Origin of the sequence: Flavobacterium sp. KBS0721 (assembly GCF_002007065.3) — a bacterium.
Classification (GTDB): domain Bacteria; phylum Bacteroidota; class Bacteroidia; order Flavobacteriales; family Flavobacteriaceae; genus Flavobacterium; species Flavobacterium piscis.
The window spans coordinates 888,478-910,410 of sequence record NZ_CP042170.1 but is presented as its reverse complement, the minus strand read 5'-3'; the positions used below and the strand labels follow the sequence as shown (position 1 = coordinate 910,410).

Annotated in this window: 17 protein-coding genes and 1 pseudogene; 13 read left to right on the top strand and 5 right to left on the bottom strand. The window is 34.5% G+C overall.

All coding sequences use genetic code 11. The features are described 5' to 3' along the window. Positions 1-10 precede the first annotated feature (10 nt). A complete protein-coding gene (locus B0M43_RS04150) occupies positions 11-1,975 on the bottom strand; it encodes a transglycosylase domain-containing protein (protein WP_078006744.1) in 1,965 nt (654 codons plus the stop codon). Positions 1,976-2,395: 420 nt separating this feature from the next. Here B0M43_RS04150 and B0M43_RS04145 point away from each other — a divergent pair, with 420 nt between their 5' ends. Then, entirely contained in the window at positions 2,396-2,707 is a 312-nt protein-coding gene (locus B0M43_RS04145; protein ID WP_123921776.1) for a DUF6252 family protein, read from the top strand. 89 nt (positions 2,708-2,796) lie between these two features. On the opposite strand, the gene radA is transcribed toward B0M43_RS04145, so the two are convergent. The 4 genes from radA to panC all read right to left on the bottom strand — a co-directional run bounded on the left by radA (position 2,797) and on the right by panC (position 6,935). Beyond that, a complete protein-coding gene (gene radA, locus B0M43_RS04140; RefSeq protein WP_078006746.1) occupies positions 2,797-4,158 on the bottom strand; it encodes a DNA repair protein RadA in 1,362 nt (453 codons plus the stop codon). Further along, positions 4,158-5,312 carry an alpha/beta hydrolase gene (locus B0M43_RS04135; protein WP_078006747.1) on the bottom strand — a complete coding sequence of 385 codons (1,155 nt, stop codon included), beginning with the start codon at positions 5,310-5,312 and terminating at the stop codon, positions 4,158-4,160. The genes radA and B0M43_RS04135 overlap by 1 nt, the downstream gene beginning before the upstream one ends. A gap of 379 nt (positions 5,313-5,691) precedes the next feature. Continuing rightward, positions 5,692-6,042 (bottom strand): aspartate 1-decarboxylase, encoded by a 351-nt coding sequence (gene panD, locus B0M43_RS04130; protein ID WP_026727479.1) that lies wholly within the window; start codon positions 6,040-6,042, stop codon positions 5,692-5,694. Positions 6,043-6,056: 14 nt separating this feature from the next. Then, complete coding sequence (panC, locus tag B0M43_RS04125) at positions 6,057-6,935, bottom strand: pantoate--beta-alanine ligase (RefSeq protein WP_065451967.1); 879 nt, start codon at positions 6,933-6,935, stop codon at positions 6,057-6,059. Between the two features lie 78 nt (positions 6,936-7,013). Between panC and B0M43_RS04120 the strand changes: the two genes are divergently transcribed. From B0M43_RS04120 to B0M43_RS04065, 12 genes and pseudogenes are all read left to right on the top strand, one after another. Next, positions 7,014-7,820 carry a glycogen/starch synthase gene (locus tag B0M43_RS04120; RefSeq protein ID WP_056248169.1) on the top strand — a complete coding sequence of 269 codons (807 nt, stop codon included), beginning with the start codon at positions 7,014-7,016 and terminating at the stop codon, positions 7,818-7,820. A gap of 21 nt (positions 7,821-7,841) precedes the next feature. Further along, entirely contained in the window at positions 7,842-9,551 is a 1,710-nt protein-coding gene (locus B0M43_RS04115; protein ID WP_078006748.1) for a DUF4270 domain-containing protein, read from the top strand. Positions 9,552-9,561: 10 nt separating this feature from the next. Then, a complete protein-coding gene (gene glmS, locus B0M43_RS04110) occupies positions 9,562-11,412 on the top strand; it encodes a glutamine--fructose-6-phosphate transaminase (isomerizing) (RefSeq protein ID WP_078006749.1) in 1,851 nt (616 codons plus the stop codon). 408 nt (positions 11,413-11,820) lie between these two features. Beyond that, positions 11,821-14,637, top strand: coding sequence for a TonB-dependent receptor (locus B0M43_RS04105; protein WP_078006750.1), 2,817 nt, complete (start codon positions 11,821-11,823; stop codon positions 14,635-14,637). An 87-nt stretch (positions 14,638-14,724) separates the two neighbouring features. Further along, a complete protein-coding gene (locus B0M43_RS04100; RefSeq protein ID WP_078006751.1) occupies positions 14,725-16,290 on the top strand; it encodes a G-D-S-L family lipolytic protein in 1,566 nt (521 codons plus the stop codon). Between the two features lie 232 nt (positions 16,291-16,522). Beyond that, positions 16,523-18,034: a F0F1 ATP synthase subunit beta gene (gene atpD, locus B0M43_RS04095; RefSeq protein WP_047777068.1), complete on the top strand. Its 1,512-nt coding sequence runs from the start codon at positions 16,523-16,525 to the stop codon at positions 18,032-18,034. Positions 18,035-18,125: 91 nt separating this feature from the next. Next, complete coding sequence (locus B0M43_RS04090; RefSeq protein ID WP_078006752.1) at positions 18,126-18,407, top strand: F0F1 ATP synthase subunit epsilon; 282 nt, start codon at positions 18,126-18,128, stop codon at positions 18,405-18,407. 283 nt (positions 18,408-18,690) lie between these two features. After that, the gene (locus tag B0M43_RS04085) at positions 18,691-18,954 is read left to right on the top strand and encodes a hypothetical protein (protein WP_123921777.1); all 264 of its coding nucleotides are present in this window, start codon (positions 18,691-18,693) and stop codon (positions 18,952-18,954) included. Positions 18,955-19,009: 55 nt separating this feature from the next. After that, on the top strand, positions 19,010-19,291 hold the full coding sequence (locus tag B0M43_RS04080; RefSeq protein ID WP_078006754.1) for a hypothetical protein: 282 nt from the start codon (positions 19,010-19,012) through the stop codon (positions 19,289-19,291). Between the two features lie 250 nt (positions 19,292-19,541). Beyond that, positions 19,542-20,180, top strand: coding sequence for an NAD(P)-dependent oxidoreductase (locus B0M43_RS04075; protein WP_078006755.1), 639 nt, complete (start codon positions 19,542-19,544; stop codon positions 20,178-20,180). A gap of 69 nt (positions 20,181-20,249) precedes the next feature. Then, on the top strand, positions 20,250-21,416 hold the full coding sequence (locus tag B0M43_RS04070) for a pyridoxal phosphate-dependent aminotransferase family protein (protein WP_078006756.1): 1,167 nt from the start codon (positions 20,250-20,252) through the stop codon (positions 21,414-21,416). Between the two features lie 39 nt (positions 21,417-21,455). Continuing rightward, positions 21,456-21,859: pseudogene (locus tag B0M43_RS04065) on the top strand (GxxExxY protein). Positions 21,860-21,933 lie beyond the last annotated feature (74 nt).

Sequence of the window (21,933 nt, the reverse complement as noted above, 5' to 3'; positions counted from 1 at the left end):
CAAACAAATATTACAAATCAAATTCCCCGTCAATCGAAAGCGAATCATTTTTAACTGCAGTTGAATCCGGAGCTTTTATTCTGATTAAAGATCTTGCATTACCAGAAATATAAACCGGAAGTTGGCCTATTGTATCTTCAGGGACCAAAAGACCACGACGAAACATTAAATTCTTTAAAAACTTCTGGTTTTGAACCGCAAAGTCCCTTAGATTTCCCTGATCGTTAAACTGATACATGAATTTTCTTGGTTTCGGAATAATAGTGGCCAAATACAAACATTCATCCACATTTAAAGCCGATGGACTTTTCTGGAAATAGAAATGACTTGCCTCGCCAATTCCGTATACATTTGGTCCCCATTCAATAATATTGAAATACACTTCCAGCATTCTTTCTTTGCTTACTACGCGATTGTTTTCCAGAATATAAACCAGTAGAATTTCTTCCAGCTTACGCGAAAGTGTTTTTTCTCTGGTCAGGAACACATTCTTAATCAATTGCATGCTTATCGTACTAGCGCCGCGAGAGAATTTTTTAGTTTTAATATTCTTAAGGATAGATTGTTTGAAAGCTTCATTGATAAATCCGCGATGTTGGAAGAAAGACGGATCTTCAGTAGTCAGGACAGATTTTCGTAAATAAGGTGAAATCTGGTCTAAAGGCGTGTAATTAGGATTCGCATTTCCAACCAGAATTGGTCGTTGCAATACATTCTGAATAATGGCGCGATATACAAATTCACCGTTTAATTTATTAAGATCGGCTTCTCCGTATTTTGTGATTTTTAAATCCTCTTTGTTCAGTTTACTATCAAAAACTAAAGTATTCGGTTTGTTTTTATTGAATTTGAAATCCAGTTTATAGTCGAAATTACCGGTTGCTTCCATTCCTTGAAAATGGGTGAACAATCCGTCAGGCAGGGAAACAATAAAATCCTGCGCTTTCATTTTCGGGATTTCCACTTTCAAAGTATAAATAGTATCCTTTTCTGTGCTGTATGAAATATAAGGTTTTACTTTTATCTTGTTGAGTTGCATGGTCGAACTGCTGTCAATCGAAATAAAGTCATCTCCCAATAAAAAGCGATAATCAAAACGTGCATTTTTGATAATGACGTCTTTACTGGCAATTTTGGGGTGATTGATTTTTAAATTAGTAATCGAAGTGTAACCGTCGATATGCAATTCGCTGCCGTCTTTTTCTATGTTTTGCACATTCAGTCGGATAGAATCGAAACTTGCTTTTAAGTTGTATCGTTCGTCTAAGTACGGAACTCTGATGGCTCCGGTATCTAAATTGAAGAAACGAATATCGGCTTTTTTATTTCTTGGGTCAGCAAATCCTTTTATGTTCCATTTTTGATCAAAATCTTTACTTTGAACATGAAGATTGGTTTCGAGTTGTTTGTTTTCTAAAACGAGTTTATTTACAGCAACAGTAGTCTTTTTGCCATTGTCATCAATCCTGAAATTCAGGTTTTCCAGTTTCATGTCTGTAGGAACCAGATTCAGTAATTTTGAAATAATGCGATAGGCAAAAGCGGCGTATTTCCGTTTTTCGTTTTTATCAGTATCGGCTTTGTCTTTCTTTAAAAAAGCATCAAAATTGCGGACATTTCCTTTTTTAACTAATTGAATATAACCGTTGTTTACTTTTAAAGTTCCAATTTGTACATCCCCAATTAGTAAATTCGATAAACTAACACTGGTTTCAATTTTTTCAATATTACAAAGTGTATCTGCATTTTTAGGAACCAGAACGACATTGGTTAATTTAATACCATTTAAACCATCAAACGTAGCCGATTTTACAGAAAATGTACTGTTATATTCAGTATTCATTTTAGTTTTTACTTTGGCAATAGCTTGTTTTAAAAGTGAATCACGAAAAAAGTAAAAGCCTAAAAAAAGCACTACCAATACTAATGCAATTATCAGGAGTGCCTTGTATATTTTTTGTTTTGGGAATTTCATAAATGGAGATTGGTATTCGAAATTTTTCGCTTTTCAAAGCTAGTGTAAATTTAAATTTAAATTTATCAGCTTATAAAATTTTCCTTGTAAATTTTTAATAATGCTCTAAAGGTTTGATTTTGTTGTTATTGTGTTTTGCGTTTTTCTAAATAAAAGAAGGAATTTATGGTTTAGCGTCAAAATTGAGAGAACCCGTAAAGTTTTACAATTTACACAATATATATTTGCGCAATTAATAATATTAAAATCAAACCAATGAAAGTCTTAAAAAAAATTATGTTTTTGTCTTTTGCCATTTGTGCAATGGTGTTATCGTCATGAAGTAGTAATGATTCTGATGATGAAGGAACTCCGGAAGATCAGGAAGAATTTATCAAATTCACATATAATGGGACAGTATACAATTTTGAGCCTGGCGTTATGTCTTCGTTAAACATGAATATTATGGGAAGTACGGGAATTGATAACACTTACAAAAAAATCTCATTATGGACGCCTTTGAATGTTACTAAGGGAAGCCATGACATCGTATATGATTTATCAAATATGGAGACTACTTATCAAGCGTCTTTTAGTTTTTTGCCTGCAATAAATAATGCTAATGCTAAATCTGGAAAAATAAATATTACTGCTGTTGATGATGAAAAAATTGAAGGGACATTTACTTTTTCGGGAACTTCAGGAGAACAAACATTTACTGTTACAGAAGGAAGCTTTAGGGTTTTAAAATAGATCTCATACTTCTTTAAATATAAATTGCTCATGAATATTTGAAATTTTCATGAGCAATTTTTTATATAATAGAAAATCTGTTTTTTGCTTTATCCAAATAAAATACCGGCTACATCTTCAATTTTGGCAACAAGTTCAATTTTGATTCCAGGATTTTTTAAGGCAATTTTATTATATTTCGATACAAAAATAGTAGTGAAACCTAATTTTTCGGCTTCCTGAATTCTTTGATCGACACGATTTACAGGACGAATTTCTCCCGAAAGTCCAACTTCGCCTGCAAAACAGAACCCTTTTGTTACCGGAATATCTTCGTTTGAAGATAAAATAGCAGCAACAACAGCAAGGTCAATTGCGGGATCATCAACAGAAATTCCTCCGGTTACGTTCAAAAAGACATCTTTTGCTCCTAAACGAAATCCGGCTCTTTTTTCTAAAACAGCCAAAATCATGTTGAGTCTTTTAGCATTATATCCTGTTGTGCTACGTTGTGGCGTTCCATAAACTGCAGTACTTACCAACGATTGTATTTCGATCATCAGGGGACGCATGCCTTCCATAGTTGTGGCAATGGCAGTTCCGGACATTTCTTCGTCTTTGTGCGAAATCAATATTTCTGAAGGATTGCTTACTTCGCGTAAACCGCTTCCTAACATTTCATAAATTCCTAATTCGGCAGTAGAACCAAAACGGTTTTTTAGCGAACGCAAAATTCGGTAAACGTGATTTCGATCGCCTTCAAATTGCAAAACGGTATCAACCATATGTTCCAGAATTTTTGGTCCCGCGATGTTTCCGTCTTTCGTAATATGTCCGATTAAAATAACCGGAATATTAGTTTCTTTGGCAAATTTGATCAATTCAGCAGTCGTTTCTCTAATCTGAGAAATACTTCCGGCTGTAGATTCAATATAATCCGTATGCAAAGTCTGAATCGAGTCGATAATGACAATTTCCGGCTGAATCGCTTCAATTTGTTTGAAGATATTCTGCGTTTTCGTTTCCGTCAAAATATAGCAATTGTCACTATTGGGCGTGATTCTTTCGGCACGCATTTTTATTTGTTTCTGGCTTTCTTCACCGGAAACATATAAAGTTTTATAAGGTAATTTTAATGAGATTTGAAGCAAAAGTGTACTCTTTCCAATTCCGGGTTCACCGCCTAAAAGTGTCAAAGATCCGGGAACAATTCCGCCACCCAAAACGCGGTTCAATTCCCTATCAGTAGTATCCATACGAATTTCCTGAGTCGAGTCGATCTCATTAATTTTTAATGGGCGTGGAGCTTTTCCAGTTGGAGTAGGTTCGCTTTTCCAGGCTACTTTTTCCTGTTTCTGAATGATTTCTTCAGCAATAGTATTCCATTCTTTGCAGGCATTGCATTGTCCTTGCCATTTGGCGTATTGGGTGCCGCAGTTCTGGCAAAAAAAGGAAGTTTTAACTTTAGACATTATTTACCGGTTTTTTCAAGTGTTTTCATCTGGTCGATTTTCTCGTACATCAAATCTTTGTTTAAATCGCCAATTGGCTCCATTTGTGAAGCATTCTGATATTTTTTTGAAGCTCTTTTAGGATCTCCCATTTTTTCATACATCAATCCTAATTCGTACTCTCCTAACATCGCTTTAGGATAATTTACATTTCCAATTTCAGCCATTTTACCTAATTCATCATAAGCATTCTTTTTCAAAATCAGAGTTTCTATAATTTTAAAATCGCTGATTCTTACCGGAATCTGAACTCCCATAACTTTAGACATAATATTGTATTTGTTCTCCAGATAATCGGCATAACCCGTTTCCAGAACAGCTATTTTATTATTGTATTCTGCAGAATTTATAGGTCTGTACACTTCAAATATCTGATACAAAGCGCTAGGAATTGCATGTAAAACCTGAGTATAATGTGTTGTGCCTTTAAATACATCGTATTTATAATTTACTAACGGATTATTGGCAATTTTAATATTGCTGTCTAATTTTTCAATTGGTTCTTTGATTTTTTTATTGTCTCCATCTGCTGCAGATAAATAGTAAAATAAAGGTTCTGTAATTTTAGCAAATTTTTCAGGGATTCTAATTTCCATTTTATTAGCAAGTTCCGGACTAAAAGAGATGTAGGCGCTAAAAAGAGGTTTTTCTTTATATAAATAAAAATTAATAAAACTTGCTGTTACATCATGGCCTGCAATCATTCTAAACGGAGATGTACGGTATTTTTTTTCGATATAAGGAACCAGTTCGGCACCAATAAATTCAAAAAAGTTGGCTCCTTTCTCAAACGGAAGACCTGTATTTTGGTCGATTGTGGTGTCGTCTTCGCGCTCGTCATTTTTGTTTTGATGAACACCAATGATAATCACTTCGGGTAAATCTCCCCAATAGGATCCGTAGCTCAAGGCTCCGGAAAAAGGATCAAATAAATAATCGCCATCTAATAAATATAAAACAGGATATTTTTTTTCGGGATTAGCCTCGTAAGAAGCGGGAAGTCCGATGGTTATTCTTCGTTCTTCGCCAAGTTTTTCAGATTTGATGTTGTCGAATGTTTTCTGCGAAAAGACAGAAAAGGAAATTAGGGTAAGCAGTAAGTAAACTTTTTTCATGATTTGGGGCATTTCAGTGAATTAAAAAGTATCGAAATAGTGTAGCAATATAATACTTTATTTGCTTTTTTATTATTGTAGGATTTTTAAAATAGCAATGTAGATTCAGTTTGTAATGAATAAATCAAAATCTAACCGAAAAGTTCGCAAAGATTTTACGCAAAGGGCGCAAAGTTAAAGGCAAAGCTTTGCGAACTTTCTGTTTTTATAGAAAACTTAAAGCAAATAAAACTTCCTGTACTTTTGAGGTTAATTTTTTTTCTCAATACAGATTTTTGGATTCTTCTTTTAAAATCAAAAATTGAATTCAGGCAAATAGAATGCTGTTCGTGCAAAGTAAATTTGACAAACTAAGTTGGATAAAACGTAAAAGCAAAACTTAGGTTAACGAATTATCGTTTTCATTAGGGAAAATGATCCATGGTTTGAAGGTTTTTGCCTCTTCAAATTCCAGGGTTGCATAGGATATAATGATAATAATGTCGTCTTTTTGAACTTTTCTTGCAGCAGGTCCGTTCAGGGTAATTTCGCCCGAATTTTTCTCTCCTTTGATCGCGTAAGTTTCAAAGCGTTCGCCATTATTAATATTTACAATAGATACTTTCTCACCTTCAATAATGTTCGAGGCTTCCAGTAAAGTTTCATCAATAGTAATACTGCCAATATAATTTAAATCAGCTCCAGTTACTTTTACTCGATGAATTTTTGATTTTATAACTTGAATTTGCATGATGCAAAGGTAAATTAATTTAATGAAATGGTATCAATCAACCTTATAGAATTAACAAATACCGCTATAAATGCACGGTAGTTTTTGTCTTTACTTTTATGATCGATAGGTAATAATGTAGATTCGTCAGCAATTACAAAATATTCTAAGTCAAAATGCTCATTATCTTTAAAAGAATTTTCGACAAATTGAATCGTTTCTTCAGGAGTGCCGGTCTGAAATATTTCTTTTGCTTCAGTTAAAATTTTATATATAATAGCTGCTTCTTTTCGTTCTTCGGGAGTTAAGCGTTCATTACGAGAACTCATAGCCAATTGATTATCTTCTCTAAAAATTGGACAACCCACAACATTTACAGGTAAATGCGTTTTTTCGACCATTTTTTTAACGATCTGCAATTGCTGGAAATCTTTTTCTCCAAAATAAGCATTTGTTGGCGTTACAATTTCGAACAAACGTTTTACTATTGTGCCAACACCGTTAAAATGTCCGGGTCTGAACTTGCCTTCCATTTGATTTTCTAATCCGTCAAAATCAAAATCCTGAGAAACCGTGTTTCCTTCGTAAATATCTTCGACAGATGGAGCATACAAAATCATTTTATCGCTCAAACCGCGCATTTTTTTTACGTCTTCTTCAAGTGTCCTTGGATATTTTTCGAGATCTTCAGGGTTGTTAAATTGCGTTGGGTTAACGAAAATACTTACAACGGTATCGTCGTTTTCTTTTATTGATCTTTGCATTAACGCCAGATGACCTTGGTGTAAAGCGCCCATTGTTGGTACAAATCCGATGGTTGAATTTGCGGTTTTGATAGTTTTTAAATAAGCTATCAAAGCTACTTTACCGTAGAAAATATGCATGGCAGTATTATTAAAATTTAGTGCAAACATAATATATTAGTTATAAACTGCATAAATTTTTGTAATTTTGCAACGTTTTTATTACCAAAAATTAAGTAAAATACTATTATGAAAGATAAGAGGATATTATATGTATCATCTGAAGTCGTGCCTTATTTGGCTGAAAATGAGGTTTCTTTAATGTCTTATGACGTTCCAAAAATGATCAACGATCAAGGAGGTCAGATAAGAATTTTCATGCCAAGATATGGAAATATCAACGAAAGAAGACACCAGTTACATGAAGTTATTAGACTTTCAGGAATGAATTTGGTAGTGAATGACTTAGATATGCCATTGATTATCAAGGTGGCTTCAATCCCCAAAGAAAGAATTCAGGTTTATTTTATTGATAACGATGAATATTTTAAACGTAAAGCAACCTTTGCTGACGAAGAAGGTGTTTTGTATCCGGATAACGACGAAAGAGCCATATTTTTTGCTAAAGGAGTTGTTGAAACGGTGAAAAAACTAAATTGGGTTCCGGATATCATTCACGTGCATGGTTGGCTGGCTGCAATGCTGCCAATTTACATGAAGCACTATTATAAAAATGAGGCTTTGTTTTCTGAAACCAAAATTGTCACTTCTGTTTACGGGCAGTCTTTTGATGAAAATCTGGATTTAGAAATGATAAATAAGGTGAAATTTGATGGTGTGCCACACGAGGCAATCTCTGATTTAGAAACGCCAAACTACGAAAATGTGTTAAAGGCTAGTATATTACACTCTGATGCTGTAATTATAGCGTCTGAAAACGTATCTCCAAGTTTAACAAAATTTATAGAATCTTCAGGAAAACCTTTTTTACCTTTCGCCACGAAAGATGCATTCGCTGAAGCGTATACAAATTTCTATAAAACAATGGGTCTTTAAATTTTAACATTATTATTAAACATGTATAATACTTCTTTTATTAAGAAAATTCTATTAGTAGCAACTGTTGTCCTTTTATATTCTTGTGATAAAGATTTTAATGAAATTGGTGAGGGTTTAATCGGAGACGATCATTTTGGTCTGGAACATACAGAATATGATGTTTTAGCTTATAATCAGGAAGTAACTCCGGTTCAGTCAAACGGATTGACACTTAATGGTTTGGGTATTTATGATAATGCGGTTTTTGGTACTACTACTGCAAATTTTGTAAGTCAGGTTGCCTTAGAATCAAATGCGCCAACTATTGGTGAATCGCCTGTAATAGAAAGTGTGGTGCTTAGTGTTCCTTATTTTAGTCATGCGACAGGGGCAGATCCTAACGGAGGAAATCTTTATGCATTAGATTCTATTTATGGAGATAAGGTAAATGGTAAACTTAAGCTGAGTGTTTATGAGTCTGGTGTTCAGATGCGCTCTTCGTATATAGATGGCGGTTCTCAATTTGCTCAATTATACTATACTGATCAGGACTCTGATTTTTTTGCAAATCTTGTTCCAAAAACGACACCTAAGCTGCTAAATGATGATCCTGATAAGAGGCAAAATGAGGCATTCTTTTTTAGTAACCTTCAGCAGAAAAAAGATTCAACTGTAATAGATGCTAATGCTGTCGAAAAAAAGTATACTTATACGTATACTGCTCCTGAGATGCGTTTAAAATTAAATAAGCAGTTTTTCCAAGATAAAATTCTTAATGCGCCAGCTTCAAAGCTTTCTTCTACAACTGTTTTTCAGGAGTATTTTAGAGGGTTGTATTTTAAAGTAGAAAAATCTGCAGACAGTCCAACGACGAATCTGGCATTATTAAATTTTTTCAAACAAGGTGATAATGCTAAGATTACGATCAGGTATAAGGCAAAAACGGCTATAACTACAGATGGTGATGCAACAGAAGATAAAACATTGGTTATTAATCTAAGCGGAGCTGCGGCCGGTTTATATAATGATGTTAAAAATCCTGCTTATGCTGCTGCTATAGCAAATAGAAATGACCAAACGGGAGACGAACGCCTTTATTTAAGAGGAGGTCAGGGTTCGCTTGCGGTACTTGAATTATTCGGTAAAACTGATTTACTAAGTTACGATGATCAGGGTAATGTAGTGAATAAGCCTAACGGTGTTTCAGATCAATTAGATGAAATTAGAAATAATGTTAAGCATAAAAACTGGCTGGCCAATGAGGCTAATTTAGTTTTCTCTATCGATGCGGCTAAAATGACCGGGGTTTGGGAGCCAAAAAGAATTTACTTATATGATTTAGTGAATAATATACCTCTTGTAGATTTCAGTACAGACGGATCTACTGACGGTGTTTATAATAAAATTGTATACAGTGGTGTAATTAATGTAGATGCTACTACAAAGAGAGGTACAACGTACAAGATTAGATTAACGAATCATATTCGTAATTTAATAAAAGATGCAGCTGTAAAAAATGTGAAATTAGGTTTGGTGGTAACAGGAGATGTAAACACGATAACTTCAGGTAAATTAAAAAATAGAATTTTAATTGATCCGACTAATCCAAATGATTATTTTTCAGAAGTACCAAGAGCTTCAATTATGAGTCCGCTAGGAACAGTATTGTTTGGAGGAAATATTCCTTCAACAGATGCTAACTATGCAAAAAGACTTCAGTTGCAAGTGTACTATACGAAACCAAATTAATAAATAATATATGTGTGGAATTGTTGGATATATCGGTCATAGAGATGCCTATCCTATTGTTATAAAAGGATTAAAGCGTCTTGAGTACAGAGGGTATGATAGTGCGGGTGTCATGTTATATGATGCTGAAACAGGTATAAAAGTTTGTAAAACAAAAGGTAAGGTTTTAGATCTTGAAGCTAAAGCAAAAGAGGGCTTTACGACAAACGGAACTATAGGAATTGGGCATACACGTTGGGCAACACATGGTGTTCCAAATGATGTAAACTCACATCCTCATCTTTCTAATTCAGGTGAGTTGGTAATTATTCATAATGGAATCATTGAGAATTATGCGCCGCTTAAAGAAGAATTAATCAAAAGAGGTTATACATTTAAATCTGATACAGATACTGAAGTTTTAGTCAATTTGATTGAAGAAGTTCAGAAAAAAGAAGGAATAAAATTGGGTAAAGCAGTTCAGATTGCTTTAAATCAAGTGGTAGGAGCGTATGCAATTGCTGTTTTTGATAAAAAAAATCCAAACGAAATTGTTGCTGCTAGATTAGGTAGTCCATTGGCTATTGGTGTGGGAGAAGGAGAATATTTTATTGCTTCTGATGCTTCGCCTTTTATCGAATATACTTCGAATGCCATTTATCTTGAAGATGGTGAAATGGCAAACATTAGATTGCACAAACCGCTTAAAGTTAGAAAAATTAAAGATGACTCTTTAGTAGATCCTTATATCCAGGAGCTTCAAATGAATTTGGAGCAAATTGAAAAAGGCGGTTATGATCATTTCATGCTGAAAGAAATCTACGAACAGCCAAGTGTTATAAAAGATACTTACAGGGGAAGACTTCATGCGAATGAAGGAATTGTTCAAATGGCAGGTGTTGAGGATAATTTAGAAAAATTCTTAAACGCAAAACGTATTCTAATTGTAGCATGCGGTACTTCATGGCACGCAGGTTTAGTAGCGGAATATATTTTTGAAGAATTTACACGTATTCCTGTTGAAGTAGAGTACGCTTCTGAATTTAGATACAGAAACCCAATTATCAATAAAGATGATATTGTTATTGCTATTTCTCAATCTGGAGAAACGGCTGATACAATGGCAGCTATAAAATTGGCTAAAGAAAACGGAGCTTTTGTATTTGGTGTTTGTAATGTGGTGGGTTCTTCTATTTCAAGAGAAAGCCATGCAGGTGCTTATACGCACGCAGGACCGGAAATTGGAGTAGCTTCTACAAAAGCATTTACAACGCAAATTACGGTTTTAACCATGATCGCATTGCGATTAGGTAAAGCAAAAGGAACTTTGTCGAATACTGATTACCGTACGTACTTGCAAGAATTAGAAATAATTCCTGAAAAAGTAGCAGAGGCACTACAAACAAACGATAGAGCAAAAGAAATTGCAGCAATATTTAAAGATGCTCCAAATTGCTTATACTTGGGACGTGGTTATAATTTCCCGGTTGCTCTTGAAGGCGCTTTAAAGCTTAAAGAGATCTCTTATATTCATGCCGAAGGTTATCCTGCTGCAGAGATGAAACACGGTCCAATTGCTTTGATCGATGAGCATATGCCGGTTATTGTAATTGCACCAAAACAAGGTCACTACGATAAAATTGTAAGTAACATCCAGGAAATTAAATCAAGAAGCGGTAAAATCATCGCTGTAGTAACTAAAGGTGATACTCAGGTTCGTGAGTTGGCTGATTATGTTATCGAGATTCCGGAAACTTCAGATGCGTTGTCTCCATTAATTACAACAATCCCTTTACAGTTGCTGTCTTATTATATAGCAGTAATGAGAGGTTGCAATGTAGATCAGCCACGTAACTTAGCAAAATCGGTTACTGTAGAATAGATTTTATTTTAAAGATATAAATATTAAAAAGCGAGACGAAAGTCTCGCTTTTTTTGTGCTTGTAAATTAAAAAATATGTTTGTTTGTTTTTTATTGTGCCAGGTTTATTAAAAAAGAACAATATGTTAAAGTCATGGAATTTTGGTGTTACTTTTATTAATTATCAGATTAATTTTTCAGTCTCCCAATTTTTACTAAATCCTTAAAAAATTATGTATAATTTATATGTATGCATAGTATTTTGATAAATCTTCATGATTAATTTGATTTTAATTTAATAAATGTAATTGATAAAAAGTTAAAATTGTAACTAAATTAATATAGAATATTTATTTTTTTTAACATTTTTTTATTAATATCAAAAATATTTGTATTTTGGCTATATAAACTAACCAAAAACAAATCCAAATGAGAGTGTATTTGCTAATTATGTTGTTTTTCAGCGGAATATCCTTTGCGCAGAATACAATTACAGGTTCTGTTACTGATAGTAACAAACAATCTATTCCTGGTGCTAATGTTAATTTAGTAGGAAGTTCTACCGGAACTTCTACTGATTTTGATGGCTCTTTTAAATTAAATACTTCTGCTAAACCGCCTTTTACAATCAAAGTATCAGCAGTGGGTTTCGAAAGTAAAACGATTAATGTTACTTCGGCAAATCAAAACATTAGTGTGGTTTTGAAAGATGAAGAAACAAAATTAGATGAAATTGTTGTTTCGGCTTCCAGAACTCCGGAGCGTGTAATTGAATCTCCGGTTACTATTGAAAGGATGGGACTTCAGGAAATTAAAAATACAACAGCAGCTACTTTTTATGATGGCTTGGAAAACTTGAAAGAGGTTAATTTTAATACCAGTAGTATTTCTTTCAAATCGATCAATACACGTGGTTTTGCTTCAGTGGCAAATACGCGTTTTATGCAGTTAGTAGACGGAATGGATAATTCATCACCAGCCTTGAATTTTGTATTAGGGAACTTAATTGGTATTTCTGATATTGATGTGGCCAGTGTAGAGCTTTTACCGGGAGCGTCTTCTGCTTTATATGGGGCAAATGCATTTAATGGTATTATGTTTATGAGCAGTAAGAGTCCTTTTACTAATGAAGGAATAAGTGTTTACTACAAATACGGGCAAACGAGTCAGGATGCCGCCGGAACAAATGACTACAATGATTTTGGAATCAGGGCAGCAAAAGCATTTACCAAGCATTTTGCATTAAAAGCAAATTTCACTTATATGGAGGCTTCTGAGTGGATTGCGGCAGATAACAGAAGTATGACCGGCGGTTCTGTTGGGCATGCTAATAATTCAAATTATGATGGTTTAAATATCTATGGAGATGAAATTACAACCTTTATCCCAAATGTTGGACAGGTTAGTAGAACAGGATATCGTGAGCAGGATTTAACTGATAATAAAGTTAAAAGTATGAAGGCCGATTTTAGTGCTCATATTAAGCCTTGGGCAGATGATACCGAAATTATATTGCAATATAAAATTGGTACAGGAAGCACAATTTATCAGGGAGCGAACAGATATGCTTTGAAGGATTTCTTAATGCAGCAAGGAAAATTTGAAATAAAAGGGAAAAACTTTTTTGGAAGAGTTTATTTTACAAGCGAAGATGCCGGAAATTCTTATGACATGAGATTTGCGGGATGGAATGTAAACAGATTGGCAAAATCAGATAAAAACTGGTTTACAGATTACGGAACGGCATATCAATTGTCTTCTGCGGTACTTGGTCTTAATGCAAACGACGCTTCTAATTATGCTCGAAATTTTGCTGATTATAATGTTTCTCCAAATTTACCATTAGTGCCAAATATTGATCCGCTTAATCCAAGTGCGCCAAGATCGGCCAGATTTGAACCGGGTTCCGCGCAATTCAATAATGCATTGGCAACCGTTATTTCTAATCCTGATTTAACTCAGGGAGCTAAATTTATTGATCATTCAAAATTGTATCATTCAGATGTCAATTATAATTTAAGAGATGTTGTCAAATTTGCTGAAATTCAGGTTGGTGGTTCATGGAGAAAATATATAATGGATTCAGAAGGAACAATTTTTACAGATTATGATGGTCCAATCGAATATAAAGAATATGGGGCTTATGCTCAATTGCAAAAGAAATGGATGGACGACAGATTGAAATTTACAGGATCTATTCGTTATGACAAAAGCCAGAATTTTGATGGAAATGTTTCGCCAAGAGTCTCTTTCGTGTATTCTGCAGGAGAATCAAAAAGACATAATTTCAGGGCATCTTATCAAACAGGTTTCCGTAACCCAACCACTCAGGATCAATATATTGGTTTAGATTTAGGGCCTTTTGCATTAGTAGGTTCTGCGCCGGATAATTTAGATCGTTTTCAGGAAACTCAGCCTGTGAGTCTTGCTGGTCAGGCTATACCGGGTGCCGGGATAGGAGCAACAGTGAACTTATCAGGACGTAGTGCTTATGAAAATTCGTACACATTAACTTCTGTTCAGGCATTTGCCGCTTCTTCAAATCCTGCTGATCTTAAAGTTGCAAACCCTAGTTTGGTAAAGCCAGAACAGGTGCACGCTTTTGAAGTAGGATATCGTACAGTAGTGCAGAATGATTTGTCGATTGATATTAATGCGTATTATAATATTTATAATGACTTTATGAATACTTCAAGGGTTATTACACCTTATTACGGAACAGTAGGAACTAATCCTGCAGATGCCAGCGTTCAGTTAGGTTATGCTGCTTTGGCTTTTGGAGACAGAAGAGTTTATCAAATTTATACCAATACTACTGCTCAAATCACATCATTAGGTTTTGGTGTTGGTTTGTCTAAAAAAGTATACAAAGACTTTGAGTTAGGAGTGAACTATAATTATGCTCAATTTGATTTTGACCAAACAGAAGATCCAAGTTTTGTTGCAGGATTTAATACTCCAAAACATAGAATTAAAGGGTCTTTTGGAAATGCTAAAGTGACTAAAAACTTAGGGTTTAATGTTAATGTAAGATGGAACACGGAATATTTATGGCAATCTTCTTTTGGAGATGGTATGATTCCGGAAAACACAGTGCTTGATGCTCAGATTAATTATGGTATTCCAAAATTAAAATCTGTTATAAAAGTTGGGGCGACAAATCTTTTCGGAAAAGATTATCTTCAGGTAGTAGGTGCAGGTATGATTGGTCAGATGTGGTTTGCTTCATGGGTGATTAATCCGTAATTGAAAATGATGATTTGGTCAAAATATTTTTCTTTCTTTTATGACTTTGTTAAATAAGAAAGAGCTAATAAATTAAAAGTTAATAACATGAAAAAAAATATAAAATGGCTATTATTGGTTTCTTTAATCGTAGTAGCGTGTAATAATGATGACAGCAGTGATACTCCTGCAGAGGTGCCTGTTGTTCCCGGATCAGCGGTTTTTACTAAATATGTAGCGCTTGGAGATTCTTTTGCTGCAGGTTACAGTGATGGAGCGTTGTTTGCAAAAGGCCAGAGTAATGCATATACCAATATATTGTCGCAACAATTTGCGGCTGCTGGCGGAGGCGCTTTTACAACTCCTTACATGCTGGATAATATTGGAGGTTTTTCTTCCGGTGGTGCGCAGATTCCAAAATTTCCAACCAGGTTTATTTTTGAGCCTGTTACAAGAAGCCCTGTTAATGTTCCGGGGGTTTCCGGTACGGCGATAACTGCACGCTTAACGGGTTCTTTTAGTAATATGGGTATTCCGGGTGCTAAAAGTTTTCATTTACTGGCTCCTGGATACGGTAATCTTGCTGGTGTTTTTGCGACACCTGCGACAGCAAATCCATATTTTGCACGTTTTTCTTCTTCACCTACCACAAGTGTTTTAGCTGATGCAATGGCTCAGGCTCCTACGTTCTTTTCTTTGTTTATAGGAGGTAATGATGTTTTGGGTTATGCTACAAATGGTGGTGTGCCTACTTCTCAGGATCCTGTTTTGGGAGATGATATTACGCCAACGGCAACTTTTAATTTTGCATATAATACGCTTGTTAATACTTTAACTGCTAATGGTGCAAAAGGAGTAGTGGCAAATTTACCCTACATTACAACATTACCGCATTTTACAACAGTGCCTTACAATCCGCTTACTGCAAAATCAATTGGAAAAGAGAATGAAGCAGTTGGTTTGGCGACGATTAAATTGCTTAATGCACAATTATATGGTCCGCTAAAAGCAGCCTTAACAGCTCTTGGTGCGGGAGACAGAATCAATTTATTGTCTGAAACTTCTACCAGTCCGGTATTAATGAAAGATGAGACATTACCTAATCTGGGTACTCAGTTAGCCTCGATATTTGCTCCAACATTAGGAGCGCAGACTGCTGCTTTTTATGGCGCAATATTTGGTCAGGCAAGACAAGCTAAGGCTACAGATTTAATGTTGTTAACTACAAGAGCCGCCATTGGTACAGCGCCAGATGCTCTTAATTCTGGTGTGGGAATTGCGCCTCCATATCCATTAAATGCATTTGGAATATCATTTCCGTTACAAGACAAACATGTGTTGATTCCGACTGAAATTGAGGAAATTAGAGTGGCAACAGATGCTTATAATGTAATAATTGCTGCTGCTGCAGATGCAAAAGGATTGGCTTTTGTAGATACAAAAGGTGTAATGACAAAGTTGTCCAGTGGAGGAATTCGTTTTGGAAATTTCACAATGACATCTTCGTATGCTGTAGGAGGGGCTTTTTCACTTGATGGTGTGCATCCAAGTCCAAGAGGGTATGGTTTGATTGCTAATATTTTTATAGATGCGATCAATGCCAAATACGGTTCAACGTTGCGTCACGTAGATTTGGGGTCATATCCAATTCAATATCCGCTTACAATTCAATAACATTAGTTTTTTTTAGTTAAAAGCCACTCATTTTGAACATGTAGTGGCTTTTTTTATTTAATTAAAAATTGCTCTTTTAGCTATTTGAAGCCCTGAATTTAAGAATCAAACAAAATCGTAGTATTTTTTATAAAAAAAATATTGATTTTATATTTTAAAAATTTATCTTTGCGCTTTGAAAAAAGAGGTATTTTCGATAAACCTAAATAGCTATTTAATAAACACATAAGTAATGTCAAAAGTAATAGGAAAAGTTGCTCAAATCATTGGACCAGTAGTTGACGTAGTTTTCAACGGTAAAGATGTTGAACTTCCAAAAATTTATGATTCACTAGAAATCACTAAAAAAGACGGAACATTGTTAGTTCTAGAAGTACAATCTCACATCGGTGAAAACACTGTGCGTACCATTTCTATGGACTCTACAGATGGTTTGTCAAGAGGATATGAGGTAGTTGGAACTGGAAATCCAATTCAAATGCCAATCGGTCCAGATGTATATGGAAGATTATTCAATGTAATTGGAGATGCAATTGATGGTTTAGGAAACTTGCCAAAAACAGGAGAAAACGGTTTGTCTATTCACAGACAAGCGCCTAAATTTGAAGATTTATCAACTTCATCAGAAGTTTTATTCACAGGTATTAAAGTAATCGATTTGATTGAGCCTTACGCAAAAGGGGGTAAAATTGGATTGTTTGGTGGTGCAGGTGTTGGTAAAACAGTACTGATTCAGGAGTTGATCAACAATATCGCAAAAGGTCACGGTGGACTTTCTGTATTCGCAGGAGTAGGAGAAAGAACACGTGAAGGAAATGACTTGCTTCGTGAGATGTTAGAGTCAGGAATTATTAAATACGGTGATGATTTCATGCACTCTATGGAAAATGGAGGATGGGATTTATCTAAAGTAGATATGCCAGGAATGAGAGAGTCTAAAGCTACTTTCGTTTTCGGACAAATGAATGAGCCTCCTGGAGCTCGTGCACGTGTGGCACTTTCAGGATTATCTATCGCTGAGTATTTCCGTGATGGAGCCGGAACTGATCAAGGTAAAGACGTATTGTTTTTCGTTGATAACATCTTCCGTTTTACACAAGCAGGTTCTGAGGTATCAGCACTTTTAGGTCGTATGCCTTCTGCAGTAGGATACCAACCAACTTTGGCAACAGAGATGGGAGCTATGCAAGAGCGTATTACATCTACAAACAAAGGATCTATTACATCTGTACAGGCGGTTTACGTTCCTGCGGATGATTTAACTGACCCGGCGCCGGCAACAACGTTTGCTCACTTAGATGCTACAACTGTATTGTCTCGTAAAATTGCTGAGTTAGGTATTTATCCAGCGGTTGACCCGTTAGATTCTACTTCAAGAATTTTGACTCCTCAAATTTTAGGAAATGAGCACTACGACTGTGCACAAAGAGTAAAAGAGATTCTTCAAAAATACAAACAATTGCAAGATATTATTGCGATCCTTGGTATGGAAGAGTTATCTGAAGAAGATAAATTATCAGTATCAAGAGCACGTCGTGTTCAACGTTTCTTATCTCAACCTTTCCACGTAGCGGAGCAATTTACAGGTATTCCTGGTGTTTTGGTTGACATTAAAGATACTATCAAAGGATTCAACATGATTATCGACGGTGAGTTAGATCATCTTCCTGAAGCAGCTTTCAACTTGAAAGGTTCTATTCAGGATGCTATCGAAGCTGGAGAAAAAATGTTGGCTGAAGCTTAATATAGTTTTAAGTTATGAGTTATGAGTTATGAGTTTAGCAAAGCTTTACCGAACTTATGACTCATAACTCATAACTCATAACTCAAAAATTATGATTTTAGAAATAGTATCACCAGAGGCAAAATTATTTTCAGGAGAAGTAACATCTGTTACATTACCGGGAGTTGATGGAAGCTTTCAAATATTAAATAATCACGCTCCTATTGTTTCTATACTTGAAAAAGGAACTGTAAAAATTGCAGCGCCAAGTTTTAATCTTTCTAAAGAAGTAGCGGGTAAATTTACGAGAGTAAACGACCAAACTTATACATTAGAGATTGAGTCAGGAACTATCGAGATGAAAGACAATAAAGTAATTGTTTTAGTTGACTAAGACAGAAAGACAATTCAAATAAATAAGTGAAAAGCCAGACAGAGATGTCTGGCTTTTTTTATGCTTTCTGTAGTAATAGTATGCGTTTGTGAAAGTGCTTGTTTTTTGGTTAATTTTTTAATGGTGTTTCATAATGTCAAATATTATGTAGTGATAATGTGAGAAAATTAACAAAAAAGATAAAAATAGAATAAAAAATGCGTAAGTATTTTTCTATATACCTACTACATTTGTAAGTATATTAACACTTAAATATTTTATTATGAAAAAAGCTTTTTTAGGAATGCTAGTAATAGCATTAGGTTTTGGAACAATGTCGTTGACTACAAGTTCTAATGATGTTGCTAATTCTTTAATAAAAAATCAACAAAGAGTTGATGTTGTAAATGTTGCATTTAGTACAACTTATACAGCGCCCTGGTTAGGAGTTTGTTGTGAGTCGCCACTGAGTGCGATTGAGCGAGATCTTATTAAACGTGGACTTCCGCCTACTAATTACACTATTTTAAGTACTACAAGTACTACTGTAACTTATAAAGTTAATTAATTCAAGTCAGTAGACATAAAGCATTTATTAATAGTAACACTTAAACAATTTTATTATGAAAAAAGTTTTTTTAGCAATGCTGGTATTAGCATTAGGTTTTGGAACAATGTCGTTCTCTAAAAGTTTTAGTGAAGCCGCTCAAGCTTCGATTGACAATAAAAAGCAAGTTCAGGTAAATGCTGCATTTGGTGCTACCTATACAATTCCGTGGAATAGCTGCTGCGAGTCGCCGCTTATTCCTATCGAACGTGATATCGTTCAGCGTGGATTGCCAGTAGGTACTACCTATACTATCAAAAGTACCACAGTTAATTCTGTGACCTATACAATTTTTTAGTATTAATAAAAAATTATAAATAAATAGTGTGTCTGCTGATAATTTAATCAATTGTGTAACATCTATTTAACAGTTATAAAATATGTGAAAAAGCCATTCAAGTTGAATGGCTTTTTTGTTTTATATTTGGACCATTAAAATCTCTTTATAAAATATTGATCATGATAAAAGCTCAGTAAGCTTTTATTATTTCGTTTTATCAAACTGATAAAGCGCAATTTATCTATGTCAAATTTTATAAAGAAGCTATATGAAAAATATAAAAAAGGTTGCTGTCTTAGGTGGTGGCGGAAGAACTGGAAGTTATCTTGTTAACCAGTTATTAAAAGAAGGGTTTAGTGTAAAACTATTACTGCGAGATCCAGAGAATTTCCCTATTCAAAATAATCAAATCGAAATCATCAAAGGTGATGCTCTTGATCTCGAATCTATAAAATCATTACTTAAAGATTGTCAAGCAGTTCTGAGTACAATTGGACAGCGTAAAGATGAACCTTTGGTGGCGAGCGCAGCTACTAAAAATATTTTGCAGGTAATGAATGATTACGGAATTGAACGTTATGTTTTATTGGCTGGATTAAATATTGATACACCATTCGATAAAAAAAGTACCAAAACTATTATGGCTACAGATTGGATGAAAGCCAATTTTCCGATTATTCAGGGCGATCGGCAAAAAGCATATAATTTTTTAGAAGAAAGCAATCTAAACTGGACTCAGGTTCGTGTTCCATTTATTGAATTTACAGCTGTTAGCTCTCGGATCACGATAAGTTTAGAAGATTGTCTGGGAGATAAAATCAGTGCATTTGATATTGCTGAATTTATGATTCAGGAAATGACGGAATCTAAATTTAGCAGAAAATCTCCTTTTATAAGCGCGATTTAAAAAAACAGCGGGTACTATCCAGCGCCCGCTGTTATTTAATATCAATTTCAATTTCATAACTTTGCTTTTATGAAATTAGCCGAAAACCTTATTCAAAAGCTTGAAAATCGTAAGAAGAATAATTCGCTTAGGAAATTGCCTGTATTTAATAATTTAGTTGATTTTTCTTCTAACGACTATATTGGCTTCTCAAAATCAGAATCTATTTTTAAGTTGACGCACGCTTATTTGCTGGAAAATGAAATTTTTCAGAATGGTGCTTCCGGATCGAGACTGATTTCGGGTAATCATTCATTGTATCAAATAACAGAAACGTTTATTGCAGAGTTTCATGATGCTGAATCGGCTTTAATTTTTAATTCGGGTTACGATGCCAATGTTGGCTTTTTTAGCGCTGTACCGCAACGAAATGATGTTATATTATATGATGAACTAAGTCATGCTTCTATTCGTGACGGAATTGTAATGTCGAATGCGAAATCGTACAAATTCAACCATAATGATTTTGAGGATTTAGAAAGACTTATTATTAAATTTCAAGCTTCTATCCCAGATCTTCGGGATCAAATTTCAAACAATATTTACATTGTTACCGAAACTGTTTTTTCTATGGATGGCGATAGTTCAAACTTAGAAGAGTTAGTTGCACTTTCTGAAAAGTATAATTGTTATTTAATAGTCGATGAAGCGCATACTTTGGGTGTTTTTGGTGAAAAGGGCGAAGGCTTGATGCAATATCTTAATTTGCATAATAAAATTTTTGCCCGAATCATGACTTTCGGAAAAGGTTTAGGATGTCATGGCGCTGCTATTTTAGGAAGTAGCGATCTAAAAGAATATTTAGTAAACTTCGCAAGAAGTTTTATCTACACAACCGGATTGTCTCCTCATGCTGTTGCTACGATTTTGGTAGCCTACCAGCAATTACAGGTCGAGAAAGAAACAATCGAAAAGTTGCGTCAGAACATTATTCTATTCAATCAGCAGAAAAACTTGTTAGGTTTAAAACCAATGTTTGTAAGAAGCAAATCAGCAATACAATCTGCAATTGTTCCGGGTAATGAGAATGCGAAACAATTGGCACAGCAACTGCAAGATAAAGGTTTTGATATAAAAGCAATACTTTCGCCAACCGTTCCGGAAGGTCAGGAACGTTTAAGATTTTGTATTCATAGTTATAATTCAGAAGAAGAAATAAATCAGGTTCTTGAATTGTTAAGAAATTTCGTGTTTTAGCCCACGGATGAAAACGGGCTAAACGGGTTCACGCGGATAATGATGAAAGATCTATTGCATACCGAAATATCAAAACCAATTCTACAAGTTTTTTATGATGTCTATAATCAACTTGGTTATGGTTTTCTGGAGAAGGTATATCAAAATACAATGTACTTTGAATTAAAATCGCAAGGATATAAAGTTGAAGCTCAGAAACAAATTAAAGTATATTTTAAAAATGAATTAGTGGGCGAATTTATGCTAATTTACTAATTGAGGATTGCATAATTATTGAACTTAAGGCATGTGAACATCTTATAAGTTCACACGTAGCTCAATTAATGAATTATTTAAAAGCAACACATATAGAAGTTGGGTTGGTTTTAAACTTTGGCGAAAGCCCAGATTTTAAAAGATTAATTTATACAAATAACAGAAAATCTAATATAAAAAATCTGTGACAATCAGTTTGATCCGTTTTAATCTGTGGCCAATTTTATAAGTATTATAAAAAAAATACAACTCTCATTACCCG

Excerpts from the sequence above, each read along its gene's own strand:
- B0M43_RS04090 (WP_078006752.1), top strand. The coding sequence starts at position 18,126 with ATGATTTTAGAAATAGTATCACCAGAGGCAAAATTATTTTCAGGAGAA.
- radA (WP_078006746.1), bottom strand. The coding sequence starts at position 4,158 with ATGTCTAAAGTTAAAACTTCCTTTTTTTGCCAGAACTGCGGCACCCAA.
- B0M43_RS04120 (WP_056248169.1), top strand. The coding sequence starts at position 7,014 with ATGAAAGATAAGAGGATATTATATGTATCATCTGAAGTCGTGCCTTAT.
- B0M43_RS04115 (WP_078006748.1), top strand. The coding sequence starts at position 7,842 with ATGTATAATACTTCTTTTATTAAGAAAATTCTATTAGTAGCAACTGTT.
- panC (WP_065451967.1), bottom strand. The coding sequence starts at position 6,935 with ATGTTTGCACTAAATTTTAATAATACTGCCATGCATATTTTCTACGGT.
- B0M43_RS04085 (WP_123921777.1), top strand. The coding sequence starts at position 18,691 with ATGCTAGTAATAGCATTAGGTTTTGGAACAATGTCGTTGACTACAAGT.
- B0M43_RS04080 (WP_078006754.1), top strand. The coding sequence starts at position 19,010 with ATGAAAAAAGTTTTTTTAGCAATGCTGGTATTAGCATTAGGTTTTGGA.
- B0M43_RS04145 (WP_123921776.1), top strand. The coding sequence starts at position 2,396 with ATGTCTTCGTTAAACATGAATATTATGGGAAGTACGGGAATTGATAAC.
- B0M43_RS04135 (WP_078006747.1), bottom strand. The coding sequence starts at position 5,312 with ATGAAAAAAGTTTACTTACTGCTTACCCTAATTTCCTTTTCTGTCTTT.
- B0M43_RS04105 (WP_078006750.1), top strand. The coding sequence starts at position 11,821 with ATGAGAGTGTATTTGCTAATTATGTTGTTTTTCAGCGGAATATCCTTT.
- B0M43_RS04070 (WP_078006756.1), top strand. The coding sequence starts at position 20,250 with ATGAAATTAGCCGAAAACCTTATTCAAAAGCTTGAAAATCGTAAGAAG.
- B0M43_RS04100 (WP_078006751.1), top strand. The coding sequence starts at position 14,725 with ATGAAAAAAAATATAAAATGGCTATTATTGGTTTCTTTAATCGTAGTA.
- glmS (WP_078006749.1), top strand. The coding sequence starts at position 9,562 with ATGTGTGGAATTGTTGGATATATCGGTCATAGAGATGCCTATCCTATT.
- panD (WP_026727479.1), bottom strand. The coding sequence starts at position 6,042 with ATGCAAATTCAAGTTATAAAATCAAAAATTCATCGAGTAAAAGTAACT.
- B0M43_RS04075 (WP_078006755.1), top strand. The coding sequence starts at position 19,542 with ATGAAAAATATAAAAAAGGTTGCTGTCTTAGGTGGTGGCGGAAGAACT.
- B0M43_RS04150 (WP_078006744.1), bottom strand. The coding sequence starts at position 1,975 with ATGAAATTCCCAAAACAAAAAATATACAAGGCACTCCTGATAATTGCA.
- atpD (WP_047777068.1), top strand. The coding sequence starts at position 16,523 with ATGTCAAAAGTAATAGGAAAAGTTGCTCAAATCATTGGACCAGTAGTT.